The sequence below is a fragment of the Agrobacterium sp. 22-223-1 genome (genome assembly GCF_053522385.1).
In genome coordinates this window covers 890,013-910,460 of record NZ_JBNWCN010000001.1, presented here as the reverse complement: position 1 = coordinate 910,460, position 20,448 = coordinate 890,013, and the positions used below count along the sequence as shown (strand labels likewise).

General features: G+C 62.1%; 20 protein-coding genes. 7 read left to right on the top strand and 13 right to left on the bottom strand.

Annotated elements, in window-relative coordinates:
* Positions 1 to 53 precede the first annotated feature (53 nt).
* From cueR to ACQZ60_RS04500, 5 genes are all read right to left on the bottom strand, one after another.
* Positions 54 to 476 (bottom strand): Cu(I)-responsive transcriptional regulator, encoded by a 423-nt coding sequence (gene cueR, locus ACQZ60_RS04520; protein ID WP_035262850.1) that lies wholly within the window; start codon positions 474 to 476, stop codon positions 54 to 56.
* Complete coding sequence (locus ACQZ60_RS04515; protein ID WP_020811376.1) at positions 473 to 3,055, bottom strand: heavy metal translocating P-type ATPase; 2,583 nt, start codon at positions 3,053 to 3,055, stop codon at positions 473 to 475. The genes cueR and ACQZ60_RS04515 overlap by 4 nt, the downstream gene beginning before the upstream one ends.
* A 175-nt stretch (positions 3,056 to 3,230) precedes the next feature.
* Entirely contained in the window at positions 3,231 to 3,839 is a 609-nt protein-coding gene (locus tag ACQZ60_RS04510; protein ID WP_020811375.1) for a class I SAM-dependent DNA methyltransferase, read from the bottom strand.
* Positions 3,840 to 3,880: 41 nt separating this feature from the next.
* Positions 3,881 to 4,705, bottom strand: coding sequence for a class D beta-lactamase (blaOXA, locus tag ACQZ60_RS04505; protein WP_020811374.1), 825 nt, complete (start codon positions 4,703 to 4,705; stop codon positions 3,881 to 3,883).
* Positions 4,706 to 4,875: 170 nt separating this feature from the next.
* Complete coding sequence (locus ACQZ60_RS04500) at positions 4,876 to 5,367, bottom strand: YcgN family cysteine cluster protein (RefSeq protein WP_031234099.1); 492 nt, start codon at positions 5,365 to 5,367, stop codon at positions 4,876 to 4,878.
* A gap of 267 nt (positions 5,368 to 5,634) precedes the next feature.
* On the opposite strand from ACQZ60_RS04500, the gene ACQZ60_RS04495 reads away from it, so the two are divergent.
* Positions 5,635 to 7,827 (top strand): transglycosylase domain-containing protein, encoded by a 2,193-nt coding sequence (locus ACQZ60_RS04495; RefSeq protein WP_065654209.1) that lies wholly within the window; start codon positions 5,635 to 5,637, stop codon positions 7,825 to 7,827.
* Positions 7,828 to 8,065: 238 nt separating this feature from the next.
* On the opposite strand, the gene ACQZ60_RS04490 is transcribed toward ACQZ60_RS04495, so the two are convergent.
* Positions 8,066 to 8,965: a LysR family transcriptional regulator ArgP gene (locus ACQZ60_RS04490; protein WP_448734820.1), complete on the bottom strand. Its 900-nt coding sequence runs from the start codon at positions 8,963 to 8,965 to the stop codon at positions 8,066 to 8,068.
* 371 nt (positions 8,966 to 9,336) lie between these two features.
* Between ACQZ60_RS04490 and ACQZ60_RS04485 the strand changes: the two genes are divergently transcribed.
* On the top strand, positions 9,337 to 9,945 hold the full coding sequence (locus tag ACQZ60_RS04485; RefSeq protein WP_059753851.1) for a LysE/ArgO family amino acid transporter: 609 nt from the start codon (positions 9,337 to 9,339) through the stop codon (positions 9,943 to 9,945).
* Here the strand turns inward: ACQZ60_RS04485 and ACQZ60_RS04480 are convergent.
* A complete protein-coding gene (locus ACQZ60_RS04480) occupies positions 9,942 to 11,330 on the bottom strand; it encodes a M20 family metallopeptidase (RefSeq protein ID WP_448734819.1) in 1,389 nt (462 codons plus the stop codon). The genes ACQZ60_RS04485 and ACQZ60_RS04480 overlap by 4 nt on opposite strands.
* 111 nt (positions 11,331 to 11,441) lie before the next feature.
* On the opposite strand from ACQZ60_RS04480, the gene ACQZ60_RS04475 reads away from it, so the two are divergent.
* The gene (locus ACQZ60_RS04475) at positions 11,442 to 12,029 is read left to right on the top strand and encodes a DUF1214 domain-containing protein (protein ID WP_003522305.1); all 588 of its coding nucleotides are present in this window, start codon (positions 11,442 to 11,444) and stop codon (positions 12,027 to 12,029) included.
* Positions 12,022 to 12,570: a DUF1254 domain-containing protein gene (locus tag ACQZ60_RS04470; protein ID WP_142778898.1), complete on the top strand. Its 549-nt coding sequence runs from the start codon at positions 12,022 to 12,024 to the stop codon at positions 12,568 to 12,570. The genes ACQZ60_RS04475 and ACQZ60_RS04470 overlap by 8 nt, the downstream gene beginning before the upstream one ends.
* Before the next feature lie 19 nt (positions 12,571 to 12,589).
* Here ACQZ60_RS04470 and ACQZ60_RS04465 read toward each other — a convergent pair whose 3' ends face one another.
* Entirely contained in the window at positions 12,590 to 12,778 is a 189-nt protein-coding gene (locus ACQZ60_RS04465; RefSeq protein ID WP_035261156.1) for a hypothetical protein, read from the bottom strand.
* A gap of 561 nt (positions 12,779 to 13,339) precedes the next feature.
* Between ACQZ60_RS04465 and ACQZ60_RS04460 the strand changes: the two genes are divergently transcribed.
* Positions 13,340 to 14,275, top strand: a complete 936-nt coding sequence (locus ACQZ60_RS04460; protein WP_448735313.1) for a DUF2336 domain-containing protein — start codon at positions 13,340 to 13,342, stop codon at positions 14,273 to 14,275.
* Positions 14,276 to 14,331: 56 nt separating this feature from the next.
* Here ACQZ60_RS04460 and ACQZ60_RS04455 read toward each other — a convergent pair whose 3' ends face one another.
* From ACQZ60_RS04455 to ACQZ60_RS04445, 3 genes are all read right to left on the bottom strand, one after another.
* Entirely contained in the window at positions 14,332 to 14,685 is a 354-nt protein-coding gene (locus tag ACQZ60_RS04455) for a DUF1491 family protein (protein ID WP_448734818.1), read from the bottom strand.
* A gap of 264 nt (positions 14,686 to 14,949) precedes the next feature.
* Positions 14,950 to 15,849: a peptidoglycan-binding domain-containing protein gene (locus ACQZ60_RS04450; RefSeq protein WP_448734817.1), complete on the bottom strand. Its 900-nt coding sequence runs from the start codon at positions 15,847 to 15,849 to the stop codon at positions 14,950 to 14,952.
* The gene (locus tag ACQZ60_RS04445; RefSeq protein ID WP_035261148.1) at positions 15,821 to 17,353 is read right to left on the bottom strand and encodes a sensor histidine kinase; all 1,533 of its coding nucleotides are present in this window, start codon (positions 17,351 to 17,353) and stop codon (positions 15,821 to 15,823) included. Before ACQZ60_RS04445 ends, ACQZ60_RS04450 begins: the two co-directional genes overlap by 29 nt.
* 488 nt (positions 17,354 to 17,841) lie before the next feature.
* Here ACQZ60_RS04445 and ACQZ60_RS04440 point away from each other — a divergent pair, with 488 nt between their 5' ends.
* Positions 17,842 to 18,267, top strand: coding sequence for a DUF5330 domain-containing protein (locus ACQZ60_RS04440; protein WP_003522299.1), 426 nt, complete (start codon positions 17,842 to 17,844; stop codon positions 18,265 to 18,267).
* Positions 18,268 to 18,464: 197 nt separating this feature from the next.
* Positions 18,465 to 18,881, top strand: coding sequence for a SufE family protein (locus ACQZ60_RS04435; protein ID WP_003522298.1), 417 nt, complete (start codon positions 18,465 to 18,467; stop codon positions 18,879 to 18,881).
* 3 nt (positions 18,882 to 18,884) lie between these two features.
* Here the strand turns inward: ACQZ60_RS04435 and ACQZ60_RS04430 are convergent, their stop codons facing one another.
* Together ACQZ60_RS04430 and ACQZ60_RS04425 are read right to left on the bottom strand one after the other, a co-directional pair.
* A complete protein-coding gene (locus ACQZ60_RS04430) occupies positions 18,885 to 19,712 on the bottom strand; it encodes a DUF6456 domain-containing protein (RefSeq protein WP_448733720.1) in 828 nt (275 codons plus the stop codon).
* Positions 19,705 to 20,127, bottom strand: coding sequence for a helix-turn-helix domain-containing protein (locus tag ACQZ60_RS04425; RefSeq protein WP_448734816.1), 423 nt, complete (start codon positions 20,125 to 20,127; stop codon positions 19,705 to 19,707). The genes ACQZ60_RS04430 and ACQZ60_RS04425 overlap by 8 nt, the downstream gene beginning before the upstream one ends.
* Positions 20,128 to 20,448 lie beyond the last annotated feature (321 nt).

The following is a 20,448-nucleotide window of genomic DNA, read 5'->3' as shown; positions in this document are numbered from 1 at the left end:
GGTTTTCTCCTTCTGGCCGGTCGCGATGTTCTCGCACCGGCTGTCATTAAAGGTCAGTGGGCTCGCGCGGGTCTGGCGTCGGTCTTATCCGCGCCCGCGAGATCGTCGAGGATGGGGCAGTCGGGCCGGTGGTCGCCGCCGCAGCAATGGGCGAGATGGGAGAGCGTCTTCACCATGCTCTTCATCTCGGCGATCTTCTGCTCGAGATCGGCGATATGGACGAGCGCGATCTCCTTCACCGCCGAACTCTCGCGGGTCTTGTCCTGCCAGAGTTTCAGCAGCGTCTCGGTTTCTTCCAGCGAGAAGCCGAGCGTGCGCGCCCGCTTGATGAAGCGCAGATTATGCACGTCCTGCTCGCCATAGACCCGGTAATTATTGCCGGTGCGGGCGGCGGGATTGATGAGGCCGATCTGCTCGTAATAGCGGATCATCTTGGCGGAAACGCCCGATGCTTCCGATGCCTGGCCGATATTCATGACGTCACCTCCCGATGGGCCACCTTCGCCCGTTTCAACCGCAGCGCATTGGCGAGAACGAAGACGCTGGACAGCGCCATGGCGCCCGCGCCGATCATCGGCGACAGCGTGATGCCGAAGGCCGGATAGAGCACGCCCGCCGCAACCGGTATCAGCGCCACATTGTAACCGAAAGCCCAGAACAGGTTTTCCTTGATGTTGCGGATGGTCGCCCGGCTCATCTCGATGGCGTTGACTGCGCCCAGAAGATCGCCGCCGACCAGCACAACATCAGCGCTTTCGATGGCGACATCCGTTCCCGTGCCGACGGCGATGCCGATATCGGCCTCAGCCAGCGCCGGCGCATCGTTGATGCCGTCGCCGACGAAGGCGAGCACCTTGCCGCCTGCGCGCATCTCGTGGATCGCCTTCACCTTGCCCTCGGGCAGCACTTCGGCCACCACACGGGAAATGCCAACCTGCCGGGCGATTGCATTGGCCGTGCGTTCATTGTCGCCCGTCACCATGGCCACTTCGATACCCATGGCCTGCAACGCCCTGATGGCGGTGACACTCGAGGGTTTCAGCGGATCGGCAACCGCAATCGCGGCCGCCAGCCTGCCGTCGATGGCGGCGTAAAGCGGCGTCTTGCCCTCGTCACCCAGCCTTGCGGCGGCCTCAGCGAAGATATCGACGGAATGGCCAAGTTTGGCCATGTAACGATCTGCGCCGACTTCGACCTTACGGCCATTGACGGTGGCGGCGATGCCGTAGCCCGTCACGCTTTCGAAGTTTTCGACAGTCGGGGGTTCAAGTCCCTCTCCCGCTACCAAACCCCGGTCTTCAGTAGCCCGGACGATGGCTTCGGCAATCGGATGTTCCGAACGGCCCTCGACGGCGGCGACCAGCGCCAGCACCTCGTTGTCGGCAAACCCTTCCGCAACCACCAGATCGGTCAGCTCCGGGCGGCCCTTAGTGACAGTGCCCGTCTTGTCGACCACGACGATCTGCGCCGAGCGCAGCTCCTGCAGCGCCTGTCCCTTGCGGAACAGCACGCCCAGCTCCGCCGCCCGGCCTGTGCCGACCATGATCGAGGTCGGCGTGGCGAGACCCATGGCGCAGGGGCAGGCAATGATGAGCACCGCCACGGCATTGACCAGCGCGAAAGTATAGGCAGGCTCGGGACCGAAGATCGCCCAGACGATGAAGGTCAGCACCGCGATTGCTATGACAACCGGCACGAAGAGCGCGGTGACGCGGTCCACCAGCAGCTGGATCGGCAGCTTGGACCCTTGCGCCTCCTCCACCATGCGGATGATCTGCGACAGCATGGTATCCGCGCCCACCTTGGTCGCCTTGAACTTGAAGGCGCCGGTCTTGTTGATGGTGCCGCCGACGACCGTTGCGCCAATGGTCTTTTCCACCGGCACGGGTTCGCCGGAGATCATGGATTCATCGACATAGGAGGAGCCTTCGACGACTTCGCCATCCACTGCCAGCCTTTCGCCGGGACGGATGACGACGATATCGCCGGCCACGAGGTCTTCGGGGGAAATATCGATGGTAGCACCGTCGCGCTCCACCCGGGCGGTCTTCGCCTGCAGGCTCATCAGCTTGCGGATGGCATCCCCGGTGCGGCCGCTGGCGCGGGCTTCGAGAAGCCGTCCGGTCAGGATCAGCGTGACGATGACGGTTGCGGCTTCATAATAGACGAACTGCGCCTCTTCCGGCAGCAGGTCGGGCGCGAAGGTGACGACGACCGAATAGAGATAGGCGGCGGTGACGCCCAGCGCCACCAGCGAGTTCATTTCCGGCGCACCGCGCAGGAGCGCCGGAAAACCGGTCTTGAGGAAACGCAGGCCCGGCCCGAAGATCACCGCGGTCGCCAGTGCGAAATAGATATAATAGAGGTTCTGCGTGTCGATGATGCTCATCAGCCAGTGATGCATCGGCTCATAGAGGTGCCCACCCATTTCCAGCACGAAAAGCGGCGCGGTCAGGATCGCGGCAATCGTCAGGTCGCGTTTCAGCGCACCCTCTTCGCCCGCATGCTGCATATGGTCGTGGCCGCCGGCCTCGCCCGCCGCCATCTGGCCGTGGCCCTGATGATGTCCGTGGTGCTGGCCGTGACCTTGATGGGCGGAATGGTCGTGCGGTGTCGGCGTCTTCAGCGCAAAACCGGCGAGCTTTGCCGTTTCCACAAGCGCATCCCGTTCACGCCGGCCGCCAATCGTTTCCACGGAGGCCTTGCCGGAGGCAGCATTGACCTTGACGGCGATTGTGGTGGCGACCGCTTCCAGAACGGCCTTCAGCCGCTCGGCCTCAGCCTCGCCCCGCAGGCCTTCCACCGCAAATTCGTGACGCTCCGGCGCGATATCGTAACCGACCTTCTTGATGGCGGCGCCAAGCGTTCTGGCCGAAAAACCTTCGGCCGGCTCGACGGTGAGCTTCTTCGTGGCGAAGTTCACGGAACTCGACATGACACCCGGCACCTTGGCCGCGGCCGTTTCCACCCGGCGCACGCAGGAAGCGCAGGTCATGCCTTCCACGGGAATGGAAACCGGTTCATGTCGATGGGCGTGTTTGACTGTCTCGTTCATGGGAAATCCCCTTTCGAGACCCTATGTAGAGATTCCCATGATGGGAAGGTCAAGGGAAGCGGAAACTTTTTGTTGAACACACAATCGTGAGTGCAGCCCCCCGCTGCAAAAAAGGGCGTTCGCCGCGATCATACGATCTGTGGACCCGCTACCGGGCGACGCCTGCCAGGCGCGTTCAGAGGGCGACACGTCTCGCCAGATAAACCGTGGCGCCGCCGCATTCGGGATCGTTGACGACATGATCGAGAAGCCGGAAACCGTGCGCGGCGAGCAGGCTTTCATATTCATCGCGTGCGAGGCTCGCATGATAAAGCGGCCGGCCCTGAAAGGTGCCGATCGCTTCCCCGTGATCCGGTCCGGCCGTGAACATCAACGCCGCGCCGTCATTGGCATGCTGGTGGAAAATGCCGAACATGCGGCGCTGGTCCTCCACCGTCAGATGGAAAAAACTGTGCCACGCGATCAACCCGTCGAAGCGGCGGCCGAGGGCCAGCTTTCGCATATCCGCAACCGCCCAGAGATTCCCGGGAAATCTCTTCCGGCAAAGCTCGACCAGCGGCAGGGACGCATCGATGCCCGTGACGTCATAACCGCTGGCGATGAAGTAGCCGGCGATCGGCTCACCGGAACCGCAGCCAATATCGAGAATGGACGCGCCCTTCGGCAAAAGCGAGATGAACCTGTCGAGCCAGGGTTTTTCGGCAAGGGAGCGTCCACGCTGCCTGTCGAAATCGGCCCCGTGTTCATTGTAGATCGTGATGACGTCACGAGAGGCGTCCGGCATATGCTTTTCCTTTTCGGGCAAAGGTCATGCCGGCTGCGCACTTACCGGTGCACGGCCAGCCGCGGAATATCGCGCAGGAAGGCATCACGCACGGCGGGGCCGAGCGGCTCGTCGGACGGTTTGTCGGAAACGCGCAGTCTCGCAAAGACGATGTGCTGGCCTTCGCGCTCCGCCCAGCCCACGAACCAGCCGAAGGGGCGGTTGCGATCGGGATTGCCCTTTTCGTCACGCATGTAGCCCGTGCCGGTCTTGCCATGCACGCTCCAGCTTTCCGGCGCATCGAAAACCGGCACGATTGCCCTGGTCTTGGCCTGCGCATCGCGCGAGACCGGCAGATTGCCGGCCAGAAGGCGGCGGAGAAAGCCGACCTGTTCCACCGGCGAAACCGTCAGCGACGATCCGAGCCAGGAATGGGTCAGGCCATTGTTCTTGCCCGGCTCACCGGAAACATCGGCATTGCCGTAACCGAGGCGCTTCACATAGGCGGCGAATTTTTCCGGGCCGAGGCGGCGGGTGATTTCACGCGAATACCACAGCACCGAATCCTGCTCCCATATCGAGGGATCGACCGTCTTGCGGTCGGAGGCGCGCGCCTCCGTGCCGGGTTTCCAGTCCCAGGCGGGCGTCTTTTCATCCTGAAGAATGCCGGCGTCGTAACCGATCAGCGCCAACGGCACCTTGAAGGTGGAGGCCGGCGCCACGCGCTGGTCGCAGGCGCCCTGCTGGTTGATGATGGCGCCGGTCTCGATGGAGGTGACCAGCGTGCATTCGAAGGCCTGGGGCTGTTGCTGGGCGTCAGCGGAAAACGGCAGGAGCCCCGGAAGGGCGAGGCATGAAAGAACGATGGCGGGCAGCCGGTAGCGCATGCGTTTTGATGTCCCTCGTCCGCTTTTGCGGATCATTTGCCGGAATGGCCGGAAGCTGTCTTTGATTTCAGACAAGTCGTACCCCGAAACCGTGACACGCTTTCGGGCGACACTGCCTTAAGGGAACGATGGGGCAGGAATAGGACCAAAACGAAAATCGACGTTTTCCGTCACGTCCGTTCCTTTTCGCCCGCCCTCTCGCCAACCGTCTCACCCGCTGTCAGGGGCCAGTCGACCACATAATCCTCGAAGTCGTCAACATCCACATCGGCCTCGCTGACGGTGCGGCCGCGGGCGGAAATGCCGGCCTGATGCACCGTTTCCGTATCGCCGGAAACGAGATAGTGCCACCAGTAGAGATCCTTGCCGTCGCGCACCAGCGCATAGGCGCAGGTGGGCGGCAGCCAGCCGATCTCATGGACCTTCTTCAGGTCGAGCTGGATACAGTCCGGCACGGTGGCGCGGCGGTTTTCGTAGTCGGAGCATCGACAGCTTTCGCCGTCGAGCAGCACGCAGCGAACCGAGGTGAACACCACCTCGCCGGTGTCCCAGTCCTCCAGCTTGTTCAGACAGCACAGGCCGCAGCCGTCGCACAGGCTTTCCCATTCCTCGCCGGTCATCTCGGTCAGCGATTTGGTTTTCCAGAACGGCGCGTCATTCATCGTTAACATTTCCGTTTCATTTTGATCTCTTGGACGGGAGTGTTTAACCGGTCCCTAATCCTTTATATCGTATCGCCAAGGGCTGGTTTGTACGATATTTTAGCATATTGGCAGGCGGCAGAGGGGTCATTGGCCCGCGAAAGGCCGCCGCGTCAAGCACTTCCGACATAACCATGCCACGGTTTTGCGTCGGGAATGGGTTGAAGCGTAGAATATCAGGCAGACATATCGATGGCAGCGTTGCGTTGAACAGGAAAACATCGCCAGGTGCAGGAAGAAAAAGACGATAAAAAAGGCCGTAAAAAACGGCACATCCTGCTCCGGATCGATAGCTTCATCGACTCCGGCCTGTGGACGGCTGCGGCAAGGCTGGTGGATTTCTGGGAAGACGTCACCATCGCCTCGCGCAAGCTGCATGTGCGCGGCTGGAAGAAGCTTCTCGTCAACCTGACCTGCGACGCGCTGACCTTCGGAACGGCGGGGTCCGTCGTGCTTCTGGCGCTCGCCATGCCCGCCTTCGAGGAAACCAAGAAGGACTGGCGTTATCGCGGCGATTTCGCCGTCACCTTCCTCGATCGTTACGGCAATACCATCGGCCATCGCGGCATCATTCATGAGGATTCCGTCCCGATCGACCAGATGCCGGATCATTTCATCAAGGCGGTTCTGGCGACCGAGGACCGGCGTTTCTTCGACCATTTCGGCATCGATTTCATCGGCCTTGCCCGCGCCATGAGCGAAAACGCCCGCGCCGGCGGCGTGGTGCAGGGCGGCTCGACGCTGACGCAGCAGCTCGCCAAGAACCTGTTCCTTACCAATGAGCGCTCGCTGGAGCGCAAGATCAAGGAAGCCTTCCTCGCGCTGTGGCTCGAGACCAACATGTCGAAGAAGGAAATCCTCAGCCTTTATCTCGACCGCGCCTATATGGGCGGCGGCACCTTCGGGGCGGCGGCGGCGGCGCAGTTTTATTTCGGCAAGAACCTGACCGATGTGACGCTGGCCGAATCCGCCATTCTGGCCGGCCTGTTCAAGGCGCCGGCCAAATATGCGCCGCATGTCAACCTGCCCGCCGCCCGTGCGCGCGCCAACACCGTGCTTTCCAACCTGGTGCAGAGCGGGTTGATGACCGAGGGCCAGGTGATCGGCGCGCGGCGCAACCCGGCCACCGTCATCGACCGCGCCGATGTGAAGGCGCCGGATTATTTCCTCGACTGGGCTTTCGACGAAGTGCAGCGGCTGGCCGCCGAGGGCAAGTTCAAGGACCACACCGTCGTCGTGCGCACCACCATCGATACCGGTCTGCAGCAGGCGGCCGAACAGGCGATGGAAATGGGCCTGCGCGAATTCGGCGAAGGTTACCGCGTCAAGCAGGGCGCGATGGTGATGATCGAGAACGGCGGCGGCGTGCGCGCCATGGTCGGCGGACGCGACTATGGCGAAAGCCAGTTCAACCGCGCCACGGCGGCGCTGCGCCAGCCGGGCTCCTCCTTCAAGGTCTATACCTACTCGGCCGCCATGGAAAAGGGCATGAAGCCGGAGACGCTGATCTCCGACGCGCCGGTAACCTGGCGCGGCTGGTCGCCGCAGAATTACGGACGCTCCTATGCCGGCAAGGTGACGCTGCAGATGGCGCTCGCCAAATCCTACAACACCGTGCCCGTGCGTCTTGCCAAGGACGTGCTCGGCACGCAGGTCATCGTCGATACCGCCAAGGCCATGGGTGTCGCCACGCCGCTGCGCAGCGACAAGACCATTCCGCTCGGCACATCGGAAGTGACGGTGCTCGATCAGGCCACCGCCTATGCCGTTTTCCCGGCCGACGGCATGCAGTCGCGCCGCCACGGCATCGAGCAGGTGCTGGATTACGAGGGCAATGTTCTCTACGATTTCAGCCACAACGAAGCGCCCGCCAAACGGGTGCTTTCCGAAGACGCCAATTCGAAGATGAACCAGATGCTGGTGACCATCCCGGTCATGGGCACGGCCCGGCGCGGCGCGCTGGATAACGGCATCGTTTCCGGCGGCAAGACCGGCACCTCGCAGGCCTATCGCGATGCCTGGTACGTGGGTTTCACCGGCAATTACACCACGGCCGTCTGGTTCGGGAACGATGATTTCACGCCGATGAACAACATGACCGGCGGCGCGCTTCCGGCCATGGCCTTCAAGCGGCTGATGGACTACGCCCATCAGGGCATGGAACTGCGTCCCATTCCCGGCATCCAGAACCCGCTGCCGACAGGCGCGCGCCCGCAGCCTTCTGCGGAAGTGGCGGCCGCAGCCACCAGCACCCCCGCTTTGCCGGCGCTCACCCGCCCGCGCTCGCTTTCGGCCGAGGCAACGCGTGTGATCCGCTCCATCGCCAAGAAGATGAAGGACGCTTCGGCGCTCAGCGTGACGACGCAGAAGGTGGCGGATGCATCGTTGCGGGAAGGCGCGGAGGATGCGGCGCGGCGGTGAGGTTGCGGCGGATAAAGGGTGCGTTCGGAGTTCGGGGCTCACCCCCCTCTGCCCTGCCGGGCATCTCCCCCTCAAGGGGGGAGATCGATCTGCGGCGAAGTTTCGCCCATCTCAAGGTTAGAGAATGAAGTGGCGGGAGGGCCACCAACCGATCTCCCCCCTTGAGGGGGAGATGCCCGGCAGGGCAGAGGGGGGTAAGCCAAGCACTCCACCGCCACCGTTTCTCCAAATCCGCAACTTAGCGCAACAACACCCCCCTCGCCGTCTCCACCACATGCGACGTCAACACCCCCAGCCGCTCCGCCGCAAGCCGGTTGACCTGCCAGTAAAGCGGAATATCGAGCGGCGTGCCGGGAACGACCTCCACCAGCCTCCCCGTCTTGAGGTGATCCCCCACAAGCTGCACCGGATTGAGCCCCCAGCCCATGCCGGAAAGGCTCGCCTTCACGAAACCGTCGGTCGAGGGCAGCCAGTGGGTGGGATAGGCGATATCCTCGCCCAGCACCTTCCTGACCCAGCTCGCCTGCAGCCTGTCCTTCTGGTTGAAGGTCAGCCCCGGGGCGCGGGCAAGGGCGGCGGGCGTGACGCCCCCGGCGAAATGGCGGGCCATGAAATCCGGGCTGGCGGTGGCGTGATAGCGCAGCACGCCGAGGGGCAGGACCCGGCAGCCCTGCACCGACTTGGCATGGGCGGTCACGGCGGCAAGCACCCTGCCGCCGCGCAGCCATTCAACCGTGTGGTCCTGATCGTCCACCGCGATATTGACGAGATAATCGCTGCCGCCGGTGAATTTCGAAACCGCATCCAGAAACCATGTGCCGAGACTGTCGGCATTGGTGGCGATGTTGAGCGTCACGCGCTCCTGTGCTGCGCCGGCTTCCGCCAGCGCCGGAAGCTGTCGGAACAATTCGCTTTCCAGCATGCCGACATGATCCATGTGACGGCAGAGCCATTCGCCCTTTTCCGTCGCCACGCAGGGATTGCCGCGCACGATCAGCACCACGCCCAGCCGCTCCTCCAGTTGCTTGATGCGCTGGGAGACGGCCGACGGCGTGACGCACAGCACCTGCGCCGCCTTTTCGAAACTGCCGGTCTGGGCCACGAGCGCCACGGCCCGCATGGAAGGATAGTCGAGCATTACGGCACCTCATGCAGGGTTTGGAGGTGGCGAGAGGGCCCTGGAAGCCATAGGTGACGGCCTCTCCTTCCCTCATTCCTGTGCTTGTCACAGGAATCCAGTCGACGCACGTCTGTGCGGCGGAAGAGTCTTTTCAGCCCAAGGACTTGGGCTGGCTGGATTCCTGTGACGAGCACAGGAATGAGGGTGGAGAGATGGCAACGTTGTGGAAAACCGAGAGGTTGAAGAGCGAAGTGTGCCATTAGCTCAGCTTATCTGGATTGAGTTTATTTAACTGGATTAAACTATCTGGCGGAAATATCCAAGCACTCGGTCCGGAAGCAACGCCTTCGGCCATTCCACAATGGACAGAGGCAGGGGCCGCGACGCGCATGGACATCCAGATCTTCTTCACCGGCCTGACGATGGGCCTCAGCCTCATCGTGGCCATCGGCGCGCAGAATGCCTTCGTTCTGAAGCAGGGGCTGGCGCGCTCGCATGTGTTTGCCGTGTGCGCCACCTGCGCCATTGCCGATGCGCTGTTGATTACCGTCGGCGTTTTCGGTTTTCAGCGGATCAGCGCCATCATGCCGGCGCTCGATCCCATCATGCGTTATGCGGGGGCCGCCTTCCTCATCTGGTATGGCGCCAAAAGCCTGCATTCGGCGCTGCGCTCCTCCGAGGCGCTTTCGGTGGCGGAGCGGCAGGAGGCAAGCCTGTGGCAGACGCTGGCCATCTGCCTTGCGCTGACCTTTCTCAATCCGCATGTCTATCTCGATACCGTCGTGCTGCTCGGCACCATTTCCACGCAGTTTCCCGGCTTCGAAAAAACCTTCGCGGCGGGCGCGGCCACCGGCTCGCTGGTGTTCTTCTTTTCGCTGGGTTACGGCGCGCGCTGGCTGCGGCCGATCTTCGAAAAACCCTCCGCCTGGCGCATCCTCGAAGGCGTCATCGCCGTCACCATGTGGGCCATCGCCTTCAAGCTCGTCATGGGCGCCTAAAGCGGCGGCGTATCCCCCTCTCCGATATCCCAATAGAGCCCGGCCATAAGGGTAAGCGCCTCGCGGGCGATCTCCTTCGGCAGATGTTCGTTCGGCGCATGCTGCGAGCAGCCGGGATAGGAATGCGGCACCCAGATGGTGCGCAGTTTGAGGATATCGGCAAAGATATCGTTGGGCAGCGAACCGCCGAGATTGGGCAGAAGCGCCGGTTTTCTGCCCGTCGTTCGGGCAATGGAGCGCAGCGTGAAATCCACCCATGGATCCTGCGGATCGAGCCGGGTGGCGCGGAAAATCTCGTCGCCGGCGGGCGCGATTTCCACCATGGCGAAACCCTGCCGGTCGAGGTGACGCCGCACGGCGGGCAGAACCGCTTGCGGATCGATACCAACGACGAAGCGCAATTGCAGCCGCGCCCATGCCCGTGGCGGAATGGCGTTGACCGGCGCACGCGGATTGCCGGTCTCGAAAGCCAGCACTTCCAGCGCGCACCAGCCTAAAACCCGCTCGGCGGTGGAAAGGCCGGGCTCGCCCCAGTCCGGATCGATCTTCGGGCCGTCCGGCCCGCCATCGATTTCACAATCGGCAAGGGCCTCACGCACCGCTTTCGGCAATTCATCCGGCACCAGTTCCGGCACGCGGATCTGGCCGGTCGGGCCGACGAGACTTGCGACGGCATGGGCCAGCTGCACGCCGGGATTGGAGAGCGCCCCGCCCCAATTGCCGGAGTGATGGCCGCCCTCACGCGCCTCGATCACCAGATCGAAGGTGATGCCGCCGCGCGCGCCGAGAAAAACCGTCGGCCGTTCCGCATTCAGGCGCGGACCGTCGGAAGCGATCAGAAGATCGGCTTTCAGCCGCTCGCCATGGTTCCGGCAAATCTCCCTCAGGCCGGGGGAGCCCCTCTCCTCGCCCATCTCGATCAGATATTTGGCGTTGAAACCAAGCCTGCCGCGTGTCTCGAGCACGGCTTTCAGCGCCGCCATATTGACCGAATGCTGCCCCTTGTTGTCGGCGGTGCCGCGCCCATACCACCTGCCATTGCGCTCAGCCATCACAAAGGGCGAAAGCCCCTCGGCCCAGCCCTCGTCCTGACCGCGCACCACATCCCCGTGGCCGTATCCCAGCACGGTCGGCAGCGTGTCGCCTTCGAAACGCTCGGCGATCAGAAACGGCAAATCCGCCGTCGGGTCACGCAGGATGGTGCAGGAGAAACCCATGGCGGCGAAAGCGGGCAACATTTCCTGTTCCAGATACAGCGTCAGCTCCTCGCCCTGCTCCTCATTCTGGCTTTCGGTCCGTCGCAAAACGCGTCGCGACAAATCCCGCTCGAAGCTGCCATCGTCGAAACAGGCGGCGGCACGGTCGATTGCGGATTGTCGCGACATGATGGAATATCCCCGGTTGTGATCATTTTCACGGAGAGTAAACAAGCCGCGCCATTTTCCAAACAGGGAATCAGTGATAGTCCTCGACCTGTTCATAAACGGGAAAACAGCGTGTTCCGAGTTCCATTCCTTGTCGGCATCGCCCTTCTGATCGCCTTTGGCGGCGGTATTGCCGCGACGCTGGCAGCCCTTGAGGCGACATCCGGCTTTGGATCGATCCGCATCGGCTCCTGGGATGCCTTTCCCGAAGCGCAGACGATCGAGGCCGATCCTTACGCCAAATCGCACCGCGCCGACGCCGGCAAGCTGCTTTACGGAACCGCGGAAGGGCTGGCTTTTACCGCCTCCGTCGACAGCGATGGGCAACGCCTGAGCGGCGAATGCCGATACCGGCTGGCCGGCGCCGTGCCGCCTGCGCGTTTCTGGACGATTTACACCGCCGACCAGCAGGGCAATGTGCTGGCGGAGGATGCGGGGCGGCCATTCGCGCTCAACTCCCGTACGCTTTTGCGCAGCGCCGATGGCGGCATCGACATCACCATCGCCGCTGACGCCCAGACCTATAACTGGCTGTCGGTGCCGCAGGGCCAGACCTTCAGGCTGGTCATGACCCTGCTCGACACGCCCGTCGCGGGCAGTTCCGGCCTGATCGATATTTCCATGCCGCAAATCCGCAAGCTGGGGTGTGGCAATGCTTAGGGTCCTGCTCGCCATCCTCACCGGTCTCGTCGGCGCAGCCGTGCTGCATGTCATCATTCTTCTGGCGATACCGCATTTCAGCAATCGCGACGCCTATACGCGCGCGGTGGCGGAAGGAAAGCCGCATCTGTTTCATCTGCTCGAAGAGACGACGGAGAAAAAGACGCTGGGCAGCGGCGATCCCTTCATGCGGGTCGCGGTCTGCACCTTCGATATCGAGGACAAGCCGGTCAGGCTCACCGCTATCGGGGCCGTGCCCTTCTGGTCGGTCGCGGTTTACGACAAGGCCTCGAATGAGGTGTTCAGCATGAATGACCGCACATCCGCCGGCGGGGTGATGGATATTCTGGTGGCGGATGCGGTGCAGATCGCCGCCATCCGCAAGGCGCAGCCACCCGCGCTTTCGCAGGCCATTCTGGCGGAATCGGATCAGACGGAAGGGTATGTTGTGTTGCGGACCATGGTACCGCAGCCGAGTTTCGGCGAAGAGGCGGAACGGTTCCTGAACGAGGCGAAATGCCAGCCGACGGCGTGGAAATAACGTCGGTTATTCTTTGCAGTCAGGATTTGAGGGCGGTTTCCGCTGCGGATTTGCCTTTGCGCGCGACTTTGCCGGTCGGCTCGGTATCGCGTTTTTCATAGCGCACGCCGGTAAACAGCACGACTTTCGCCGGGCCGATCACCGTTGCCACCGCGCCGGCGGGGCGCAGGCTTCGTCGGGCGTCGCCGATTGGAATAATCTCTGCCATGCTCATCTCCTCTTCGGGACATGATTGTCAATGTTGCCCATGGGAACCGCGCAAGCCTCGTCTTGCGTCGGGAATTTCATCACCATCACATTGCGCATAGGCCAGTCCACAGACTGGTTTTCGCACGATCCAAAAATCCAAAGCGATTCTTATAAGGGGATCGTGCGCAGATTCAGGCTTCGCATGCCATTTTTGCATTTATTCCGTCGATAAGAATAACATGGAATCCTAATACTGCCCATGAAATTACAAACAGACAGAGGTTAATGATCCGTTAACCTTAATTGCCGGACCCCAACTTATTCCGGCCGGAGCCGCACCCCTTGAAAACAAAGGCGATGCGGTAAAGTTCCACGGCATTTCGTCCGTCATCAAGGTTTTAAAATTTCCTTGTTGATAGAGGCGGATTCTCTCTTGCCACCCCCCATAGTTAACAGGACGTCAACGCATTTGCTCTAATTTGAGCCGATATTGTGTTTGCGTTTGTTGGGTAGTGCGTTGACCGACCGGTTTCGAGAACTTGAGAGGCCAAGAGCCGTGAGGAAGAAAGATGTGGTGCTGATGGCCACCGTGACGAATTTCGAGAATGTCTCCCATCCGTCAAAAACGGACCTTCGGCAGTTCGCCGAACTTTTCATGCCGCTTTTCAACGCCTCCACCGACGAAGCCAAGCGGGAGGCCATCGCCGCGCTCTCCCAGCATCCGAGCGTGCCTTCGGCTGTCGCCTTCTTCATCGCCTGCCAGCCGATTTCGCTTGCGGCGCCCTTCCTCATCTCCTCCAGATGCCTCGATGACGACACGCTGATCACCATTGCCCGCACGCAAGGGGCGGCGCATGCGCGCGCCATCGTGCGGCGCGAAGACCTCTCCCCCACCGTCATCGACGCGCTTGTCGGGCTGCGTCACGCCGAAGATCTGAAGCGGCCGGATGGAGAGACGGCGGCTGCCGAACCGCAGGCGGCGGAAAGCCCCGAAGAGCCGAAAGCGGAAGAAAAGACGGACACCATCGCCGCCGCTTCCGCACTCGAAGAGGAAATGCGTCAGCGGATCAAGCAGATGGCGCATCACCTCAACCGCCCGGAAAGCGACGTTCTCGGCCTTCGCCGGTTGAGCGAGGTGCAGGAAGCGCTGCTGGTGCGTTTCGCCCGCGAGCGCAATGCCCGGCAATTCGCGGTGGCGCTGGCGGATTCGCTGTCGTCGAGCTACTGGCTGTCGGAGCGCATCATGCTCGATATATCAGGCGCGCAGCTTGCAACGACGTTGACCGGCCTTGGCATGGAATTTTCCGAGGCGGCTTTCGTGTTGCAATGCTTCTATCCGCATCTTTCCGCCGCCGAAGGCGATATGAGCCGTGCCGAAGCCCTGCTCGACCGTCTCGACATCGTGGAATGCGAAGAGCGGCTGGAAAGCTGGCGGCGGGCCGACAGCTATACGCATGGCCGCGAACGGCCGGACCGCAGCGCACCGGCTGCGCAGAGAACCGGGACGCAAGGGTAAGCGCGGCTGGCCTCGCACCTTCACGGATTGAAGAAGCGGGCCATTGCCGGACGATTCTAGGCCCTGGGCTGATCCACCAGCGTCAGCAGAGTCCCGATCTCATCGGTTTCGATCTCCACCACCCACAGATCGCTGTCGAAGCGTCGTTCCCTCTCAAGAAGAGCGGTGCTTTCCTCGCCATCCGCACCGGCAAGGCGCGTTTCGAAACGGCGCTCGGCGCGGATGTCCTCGTCATCGGCAAAGCTCTGCGGCGCGGGTCCATAGAGATTTTCTCGGCCATCGCGCAAGCGCTGACGAATGAAAATCGCCCCCGCCTCCTCCGCCCCCTTCTTTTCGACAGCCGCAAATCCGCCGGCGGCGAAGACGCGGCGGATGAGGGCTGAGACGAACATTTCGGATTTGAGGCGCATGGGGGTGCTTTCGAATGGAAATGGTGGGGCGGGCTTCGCAATGCTGATTTTAGGCGGACGAAGGTGCGCGGGGCTTTACCCCCCTCTGCCCTGCCGGGCATCTCCCCCTCAAGGGGGGAGATCGATCTGTGGCAAGGTCTCGCCCATCTCAACGTTTGAGAATGGTGCCGCGAAAGAGCCTCTTGCCGATCTCCCCCCTTGAGGGGGAGATGCCCGGCAGGGCAGAGGGGGGTAAGCCCCACGCACCTCAGCCGCTGTAAAAATCTAAAGCGCCCCGATCGACTTCAGCTTCTTCAACACGGCCTCGCTCGGCTCACCGGTTTCCGGCAGGCGATAGTGCTTCTCAAACGCGCGGATGGCGTTGCGGGTCTGCTGGCCGGCCACGCCGTCCACCTTCACGTCGGCATAGGCGATATTGATCAGCCCCTGCTGGATCTTGGCGATCAAATCGCGGCTTGCCGGTTTGGCGGCGCTGTTGAGGGAGGCCGGTTCGGCCTTCGGGCGCGGCGCTTCCGCCTTGCGGATGGCGGCAGCCACGGGGTCGATCTCGACGCCGCCGCTGGTATCGGCAGGCCGGTCCCTGGGGATCGCCGCAACCGTCGCGCCATCGATCCTGAGCGCCGCCAGCACGCGGGTCGTCGGCTCGCCGGTCTGTTCCATGCCGAGCGTTTCTTCGAAGAACATGATCGCGGCTGCGGTGCGTGGGCCCATGCGGCCATCCGCCTCGCCTTCGTAAAGCCCGCGTTTCTTCAGTTCGGCCTGAATATCGGCAACGATCTGCTGCGGTTTCTGGTTTTCAGCGACAGGTTGCGCCGGCGTTTCGGCCACCGGCTGCTGCGCGTTTTGCGTCTCCGCCGGTCGTTCTATGCGGAAGGTGGTGACGTTGCCCTGCGTGCCGAGCGGCTCGGCCGGGCGATAACCGGCAATCCCGTTCGGGTTTTCCGCATCGCGCGTGCGCAGGAAAGGCGACGGGTGCACGCCCGGCTGATACCAGAGCGCATTGGCGGCGACAAAACCGAAGACGACCGCGAAGGCGCCGCAACTGCCGACCAGTTTCGGATGGCGCAGGATTTCGCGCCCGATGGCCGAAACCACCAAGGAAACAATCCCGGCGCCAATCTGGGCCGTTGTTTTCTTAGGCGATTTTCGCTTTCGCGGGGCCATCGTCACCATCCTTTTTCATCATTGCGGCCATATCGCCGAGCTGCCGGATGCGCGGCGGAAATTCCACCATGCTTTCGGCTTCGGCGCTTTCGCCGCCACCCGCCATGCCCGAACCGTCGGCAGGCAGGGTGATCGTTACGACCGTTCCCTCGCCGGGCTTGCTGGCGATGGCGAAAGTGCCGCCATGCAGTGCCACAAGCCCCTTGACCAGGGACAATCCGAGACCCGTGCCCTCATAGCGACGGGTATATTCATTCTGAACCTGCATGAAAGGCTGGCCCAGGAGTTCGATCTTGTCGGAAGCGATGCCGATGCCGGTATCGCTCACCGTAAGCTTCAGCATCGCACCCTCACGCGCGGCGTCGATCGACACCACACCACCGGCATCGGTGAATTTTATGGCGTTGCCGGCAAGATTGATCAGAACCTGCCGGATCGCGCGCTGATCGGCCGAGATTTCGCCGATACCGCGCTGGATGCGGCTGGTCAAAGTCAGGCCTTTTTCCTTCGCCTGCAGGCCGAGCATGGCCTCGCAGGACGAGATGGTTTCGGCAATCGGGAAGCTTTCCATCATCAGCTCGTAACGGCCGGCTTCCAGCTTGCTCATATCGAGCATGGTGTTGACGACAGAGAGAAGATGGGCGCCGGACTGGCGGATCAGGCCGACATATTCCCGCTGGCGGTCGTTCTCCAGCCGGCCGAAATATTCGCCGGCCAGAATATCGGAAAAACCGAGGACGGCGTTGAGCGGCGTGCGCAACTCGTGGCTGACGGCAGCGAGAAAGCGGGATTTCGCATCATTGGCCGATTCCGCCTCGGCCGCCTTGCGGGCGACATCGCGGCGCAGGCGTTCCATCTCGGTGACATCGGAAAGCTGCGCGACGATGCGGCGCAGCCGGCCGCTGGCGCTGCGGATTGCCGTCATCTCGATACGCGCATGCATGAACTGCGCCTGACGCGACTTTGCACCGGTCTCGAAACGGAGTTCGGCGGTTGCCCTGTCCTCGCCCTGCCGCAGCAGATCGAAAGCCTGCATCAATTCGATACGGTCCGAGACATAGACATATTCAACGAGGGCATGGTCCTTGCTGGCCTGCAGATCGGCCGGGAAGGTCGTAAGATCGCGGCCGGAGACGTGTTCGACGAAGCCGGTATCACCGATCATGAGCACGAGGCCCGGCACCTGCGTAGCGGCGATCAGGTCGTTATCGCCAGACAAGGCGGAAAAGGAGGACGCACCGCGCGCGGGACGCGAAAAGGCAATCAGCAATGCTGCGGCGGCCAGAAACAGCGCCAGCACCAGGGCAGCGCCGATGGGCAGCGCGATGGCGGGGCTGAAAACGAGGCTGAAAAGGGCTGGTACCACCAGAAGTCCGACGGCGCTGAAGGCGATCAGCCGGCGCAGGCGCGCAACGGTTCCGGCGCGCCTTTCGGCGTCCTCTTCCATGCGCGCAAGCCATCTGCCTGCGGCATGGTCGACCAATGCGACCGCTTTTTCTCTCATATTACGCAATACCAACACCGAATCCCTGAGGCGGTTCTAACGGCTCCGACAATAGAAGGCGGCGGCTTAAGGAATGGATAAAAAGAATGGCCTCAAAGGCCCGTCAAATGCCTCGCAGTCCCATTACGGGGCATTTCTTCGAAGCTTTGCCAATCATGGTTAATGACGGGTAAGCGACGGATTTCGCTTCATTTTTGCCATCGCGTTAACTTTTGTGGCAAAGCTTTGCGCCGCTTTCGCCCGGAACGCGCGGCCTCTGTCGCAATTATGCTTAACATGGACTGTTAAAATGCGAATGAATTGATGGCAGGCGTACCGATACGAGGAGAATAGATACAATTTGAATTAAATTGCGCCGCTTTTTGCAATCGGCTGTTCGCCGGTCGCGTGTAGCTTCTTCACAAGCCCGAAAAACGGGACAAAGGCCGATGACCCGAAACCGGGCGGGGCTTTAGAAAACAAAGATCATCTGGCAGGGTAGTCTGACAATGTGGTTTCTGATCAAGGGAACATTCTGGTTTTCGCTGGTGCTGGTGGCGCTGTCCTATTTCGGCAGCAGCAACGATCCGGCCAAGGAACCTTCGGCCTTCGATATTCCCAGCGCCGTTTCGGCAGCCGGTGAAGCCTATCGTTATGTCAGCGCCATCTGCATCGAAAAGCCCGATGTCTGCGTCAAGGGCGCCGAAACCTTCCATGCGCTCGGCGAGCGGGCAAAGGAAGGCGCAAAGGTCGCCTATGAGCTGCTGGACAAGCAGCTTGCTTCCGGTGACAAGCCCGCCCCCGCCGCTGAACTCGCGGCCGAGACCGAAAAACTGGCCGAAGCCCCGGTCGTCAGCGTCGAATTTCCGAAGGATGCCGACATGCTGAAGACCGGCACCGTCATTCCCCTGCCGCAGAAGCGCCCGGCCCCCTGATACTGTTGCCCTGATCCTTGCCGGCCACCGCGCCGCACCTCTTTTGCAGCCGAAAATATCCGGCTGCCGATTGCCTGCCTGACTTGCCCACGGAAACCTGTTTTCCGTGGGCTTTTTCATGGGCCATGGTTCAAAACCGGCCGCACTTCGCCTATATCCTAACAAAGACCTGCAATAATGGATGATACGGCGCGCAAATGGCCTCTCTCGAAACGATCCTTGACGACTTCGCCTTCCTCGATGACTGGGAGGATCGTTATCGTTATGTCATCGAACTCGGCAAGGCGCTTCCCGATCTGCCGGAAGACAAGCGCACGGCCGAGAACAAGGTGCATGGCTGTGCAAGCCAGGTCTGGCTCGTCAGCCACAGCAATGGTGCGGAAGACCCTCTCCTGACCTTCGAAGGCGATTCGGATGCACATATCGTGCGCGGCCTCGTCGCCATCGTGCTCGCCGTCTATTCCGGCAAGAGAGCCTCCGAAATCGCCGGTCTCGACGCCATTGAGGTATTCGACAGGATCGGGCTGGTGGAACATCTGTCGTCGCAGCGCGCTAACGGCCTGCGCTCCATGATCAAGCGCATCCGCGAGGAAGCCCGGCTGCTGGCCGCCTGACCTTCACCTCGCCATCGACGGGCGATAATCTGCATCGCCCCAATGGTGTTCCTTTCTGCCGGCGCGGGCCGCAGGCGGCGCATAATGGCGGGCAAGCGCCAGCAGTGCGGCGCGCAGCAGCAGTTTTGCCGACCGCGCCGGCCATTGCCTTTCGCGCTCCACCGTCTCCAGCCCCTTTTCGAAGCAGCAGATATCGATGGCGACGCCCGACAGTTCAGGCCCCATCGCATCGGCCGCGCGGGAAAACCGCGTTCTTGCGGCCATTGCCGCCTCGGTGAGATCGAGCGCGCCTCCCGCCTCGCCTTTTGTGCGGTTCGCTATTCTCGGCTCCCATGTCGCCGTAACCTTCGGGTTGAGGTGACCGCGATGAAAATCGGCGGCGAGGCGCTCGCCCGCCTCCAGAGCATCCGCCGGGAAAAACGCCGCACCGTCCCGTTCCTTCAACCTTGCAAGGCTGGTCAGGGGAGAGGTGTTGAGATTGCGCCGGGCCTGCTGCTTCGCATCGCCGACATCCACAACAACCGTCTGCATATGCCGGTGCTGTTCCTGAAAAACCTCGTCCCGGTCTTTCGCCATTGCACGTTTCAGGCAGGAGGCGAGCGGCGGTGCGGCGGAAAGGGTGTTGTCCCGCTGCTCGACCAGCCCGGAGGAAATGGCAAACCGCACCGTCGCGGCCGGAAACCGCAGCGCCGTGTGGCCTGCCCGCGCCCGGCGCAGGACGATATCCCCGCCCTCCTGCGACATCTCGGCCGCGCCCGCGGCGATGCAGCGCAGCAGCCGCAGGAGATGAGGGTTCGGGGAGGCAACCGGGATGCTTTTTTCCTCACTCATCCCGGGCGCCTTTCATCGCGTTGAAGATACTGCCGGTGAGCCGCTCGAGCGCGGCGACGAACTCATCGAATGCCGGTTCGTCACGCCGGTCCTCCACCACCTGGCAGGCATGGCCCACCGTCGTCCTGTCCCGGCCGAAACACGGCCCGATATCCGACATGGGAATGCCCAGCTGCACATGGCAAACATACATGGCGATCTGGCGGATGTGGCATTCCGTGCGCCGGCTGTCGCGGCGCACCAGCATTCGGTCGCCCGTCAATTGCACCATCTCGCCGGTGAGCTGCCGTACCAGACGGCAAAGACGGGAAATCTCATCCCGCCCGGCCGCAGACGGCCAACGACGAAAGGGACGATCACCGAGCCGCACGCAAGGCCGCGCGGCGGCAGGCAGAAACACAGTATCCGACGGCATATGCAACTCCTCTACGAATAGGAATTAATTCATACACCTGAGAGCCAGCATGGGGAAGTGCAAATTTGACGTGGAGGATTATGCGATTGATACGGCTTTATTTTTGCAGAATTGATGTGTGCGATAAAGGATTTTTTTCCTCAATCGAAATTTTGCGCGACAAAAAAGTCGGTCGAGGGAACGGCTCCCGGGTCTGGTGCGATGCAGTTCTCGATCGCGAAAGACCCCTCTCACGGCGCAGACGCGCCGTAGCTGGATGCCGGATATGGGCTGGCAGGACGGAGGTGAGGTCTTCGAACCCCAGAAACGAAATCGGCCGGT

Excerpts from the sequence above, each read along its gene's own strand:
- cueR (WP_035262850.1), bottom strand. The coding sequence starts at position 476 with ATGAATATCGGCCAGGCATCGGAAGCATCGGGCGTTTCCGCCAAGATG.
- ACQZ60_RS04515 (WP_020811376.1), bottom strand. The coding sequence starts at position 3,055 with ATGAACGAGACAGTCAAACACGCCCATCGACATGAACCGGTTTCCATT.
- ACQZ60_RS04510 (WP_020811375.1), bottom strand. The coding sequence starts at position 3,839 with ATGCCGGACGCCTCTCGTGACGTCATCACGATCTACAATGAACACGGG.
- blaOXA (WP_020811374.1), bottom strand. The coding sequence starts at position 4,705 with ATGCGCTACCGGCTGCCCGCCATCGTTCTTTCATGCCTCGCCCTTCCG.
- ACQZ60_RS04500 (WP_031234099.1), bottom strand. The coding sequence starts at position 5,367 with ATGAATGACGCGCCGTTCTGGAAAACCAAATCGCTGACCGAGATGACC.
- ACQZ60_RS04490 (WP_448734820.1), bottom strand. The coding sequence starts at position 8,965 with ATGCTCGACTATCCTTCCATGCGGGCCGTGGCGCTCGTGGCCCAGACC.
- ACQZ60_RS04485 (WP_059753851.1), top strand. The coding sequence starts at position 9,337 with ATGGACATCCAGATCTTCTTCACCGGCCTGACGATGGGCCTCAGCCTC.
- ACQZ60_RS04480 (WP_448734819.1), bottom strand. The coding sequence starts at position 11,330 with ATGTCGCGACAATCCGCAATCGACCGTGCCGCCGCCTGTTTCGACGAT.
- ACQZ60_RS04470 (WP_142778898.1), top strand. The coding sequence starts at position 12,022 with ATGCTTAGGGTCCTGCTCGCCATCCTCACCGGTCTCGTCGGCGCAGCC.
- ACQZ60_RS04465 (WP_035261156.1), bottom strand. The coding sequence starts at position 12,778 with ATGGCAGAGATTATTCCAATCGGCGACGCCCGACGAAGCCTGCGCCCC.
- ACQZ60_RS04460 (WP_448735313.1), top strand. The coding sequence starts at position 13,340 with ATGGCCACCGTGACGAATTTCGAGAATGTCTCCCATCCGTCAAAAACG.
- ACQZ60_RS04455 (WP_448734818.1), bottom strand. The coding sequence starts at position 14,685 with ATGCGCCTCAAATCCGAAATGTTCGTCTCAGCCCTCATCCGCCGCGTC.
- ACQZ60_RS04450 (WP_448734817.1), bottom strand. The coding sequence starts at position 15,849 with ATGGCCCCGCGAAAGCGAAAATCGCCTAAGAAAACAACGGCCCAGATT.
- ACQZ60_RS04445 (WP_035261148.1), bottom strand. The coding sequence starts at position 17,353 with ATGAGAGAAAAAGCGGTCGCATTGGTCGACCATGCCGCAGGCAGATGG.
- ACQZ60_RS04440 (WP_003522299.1), top strand. The coding sequence starts at position 17,842 with ATGTGGTTTCTGATCAAGGGAACATTCTGGTTTTCGCTGGTGCTGGTG.
- ACQZ60_RS04435 (WP_003522298.1), top strand. The coding sequence starts at position 18,465 with ATGGCCTCTCTCGAAACGATCCTTGACGACTTCGCCTTCCTCGATGAC.
- ACQZ60_RS04430 (WP_448733720.1), bottom strand. The coding sequence starts at position 19,712 with ATGAGTGAGGAAAAAAGCATCCCGGTTGCCTCCCCGAACCCTCATCTC.
- ACQZ60_RS04425 (WP_448734816.1), bottom strand. The coding sequence starts at position 20,127 with ATGCCGTCGGATACTGTGTTTCTGCCTGCCGCCGCGCGGCCTTGCGTG.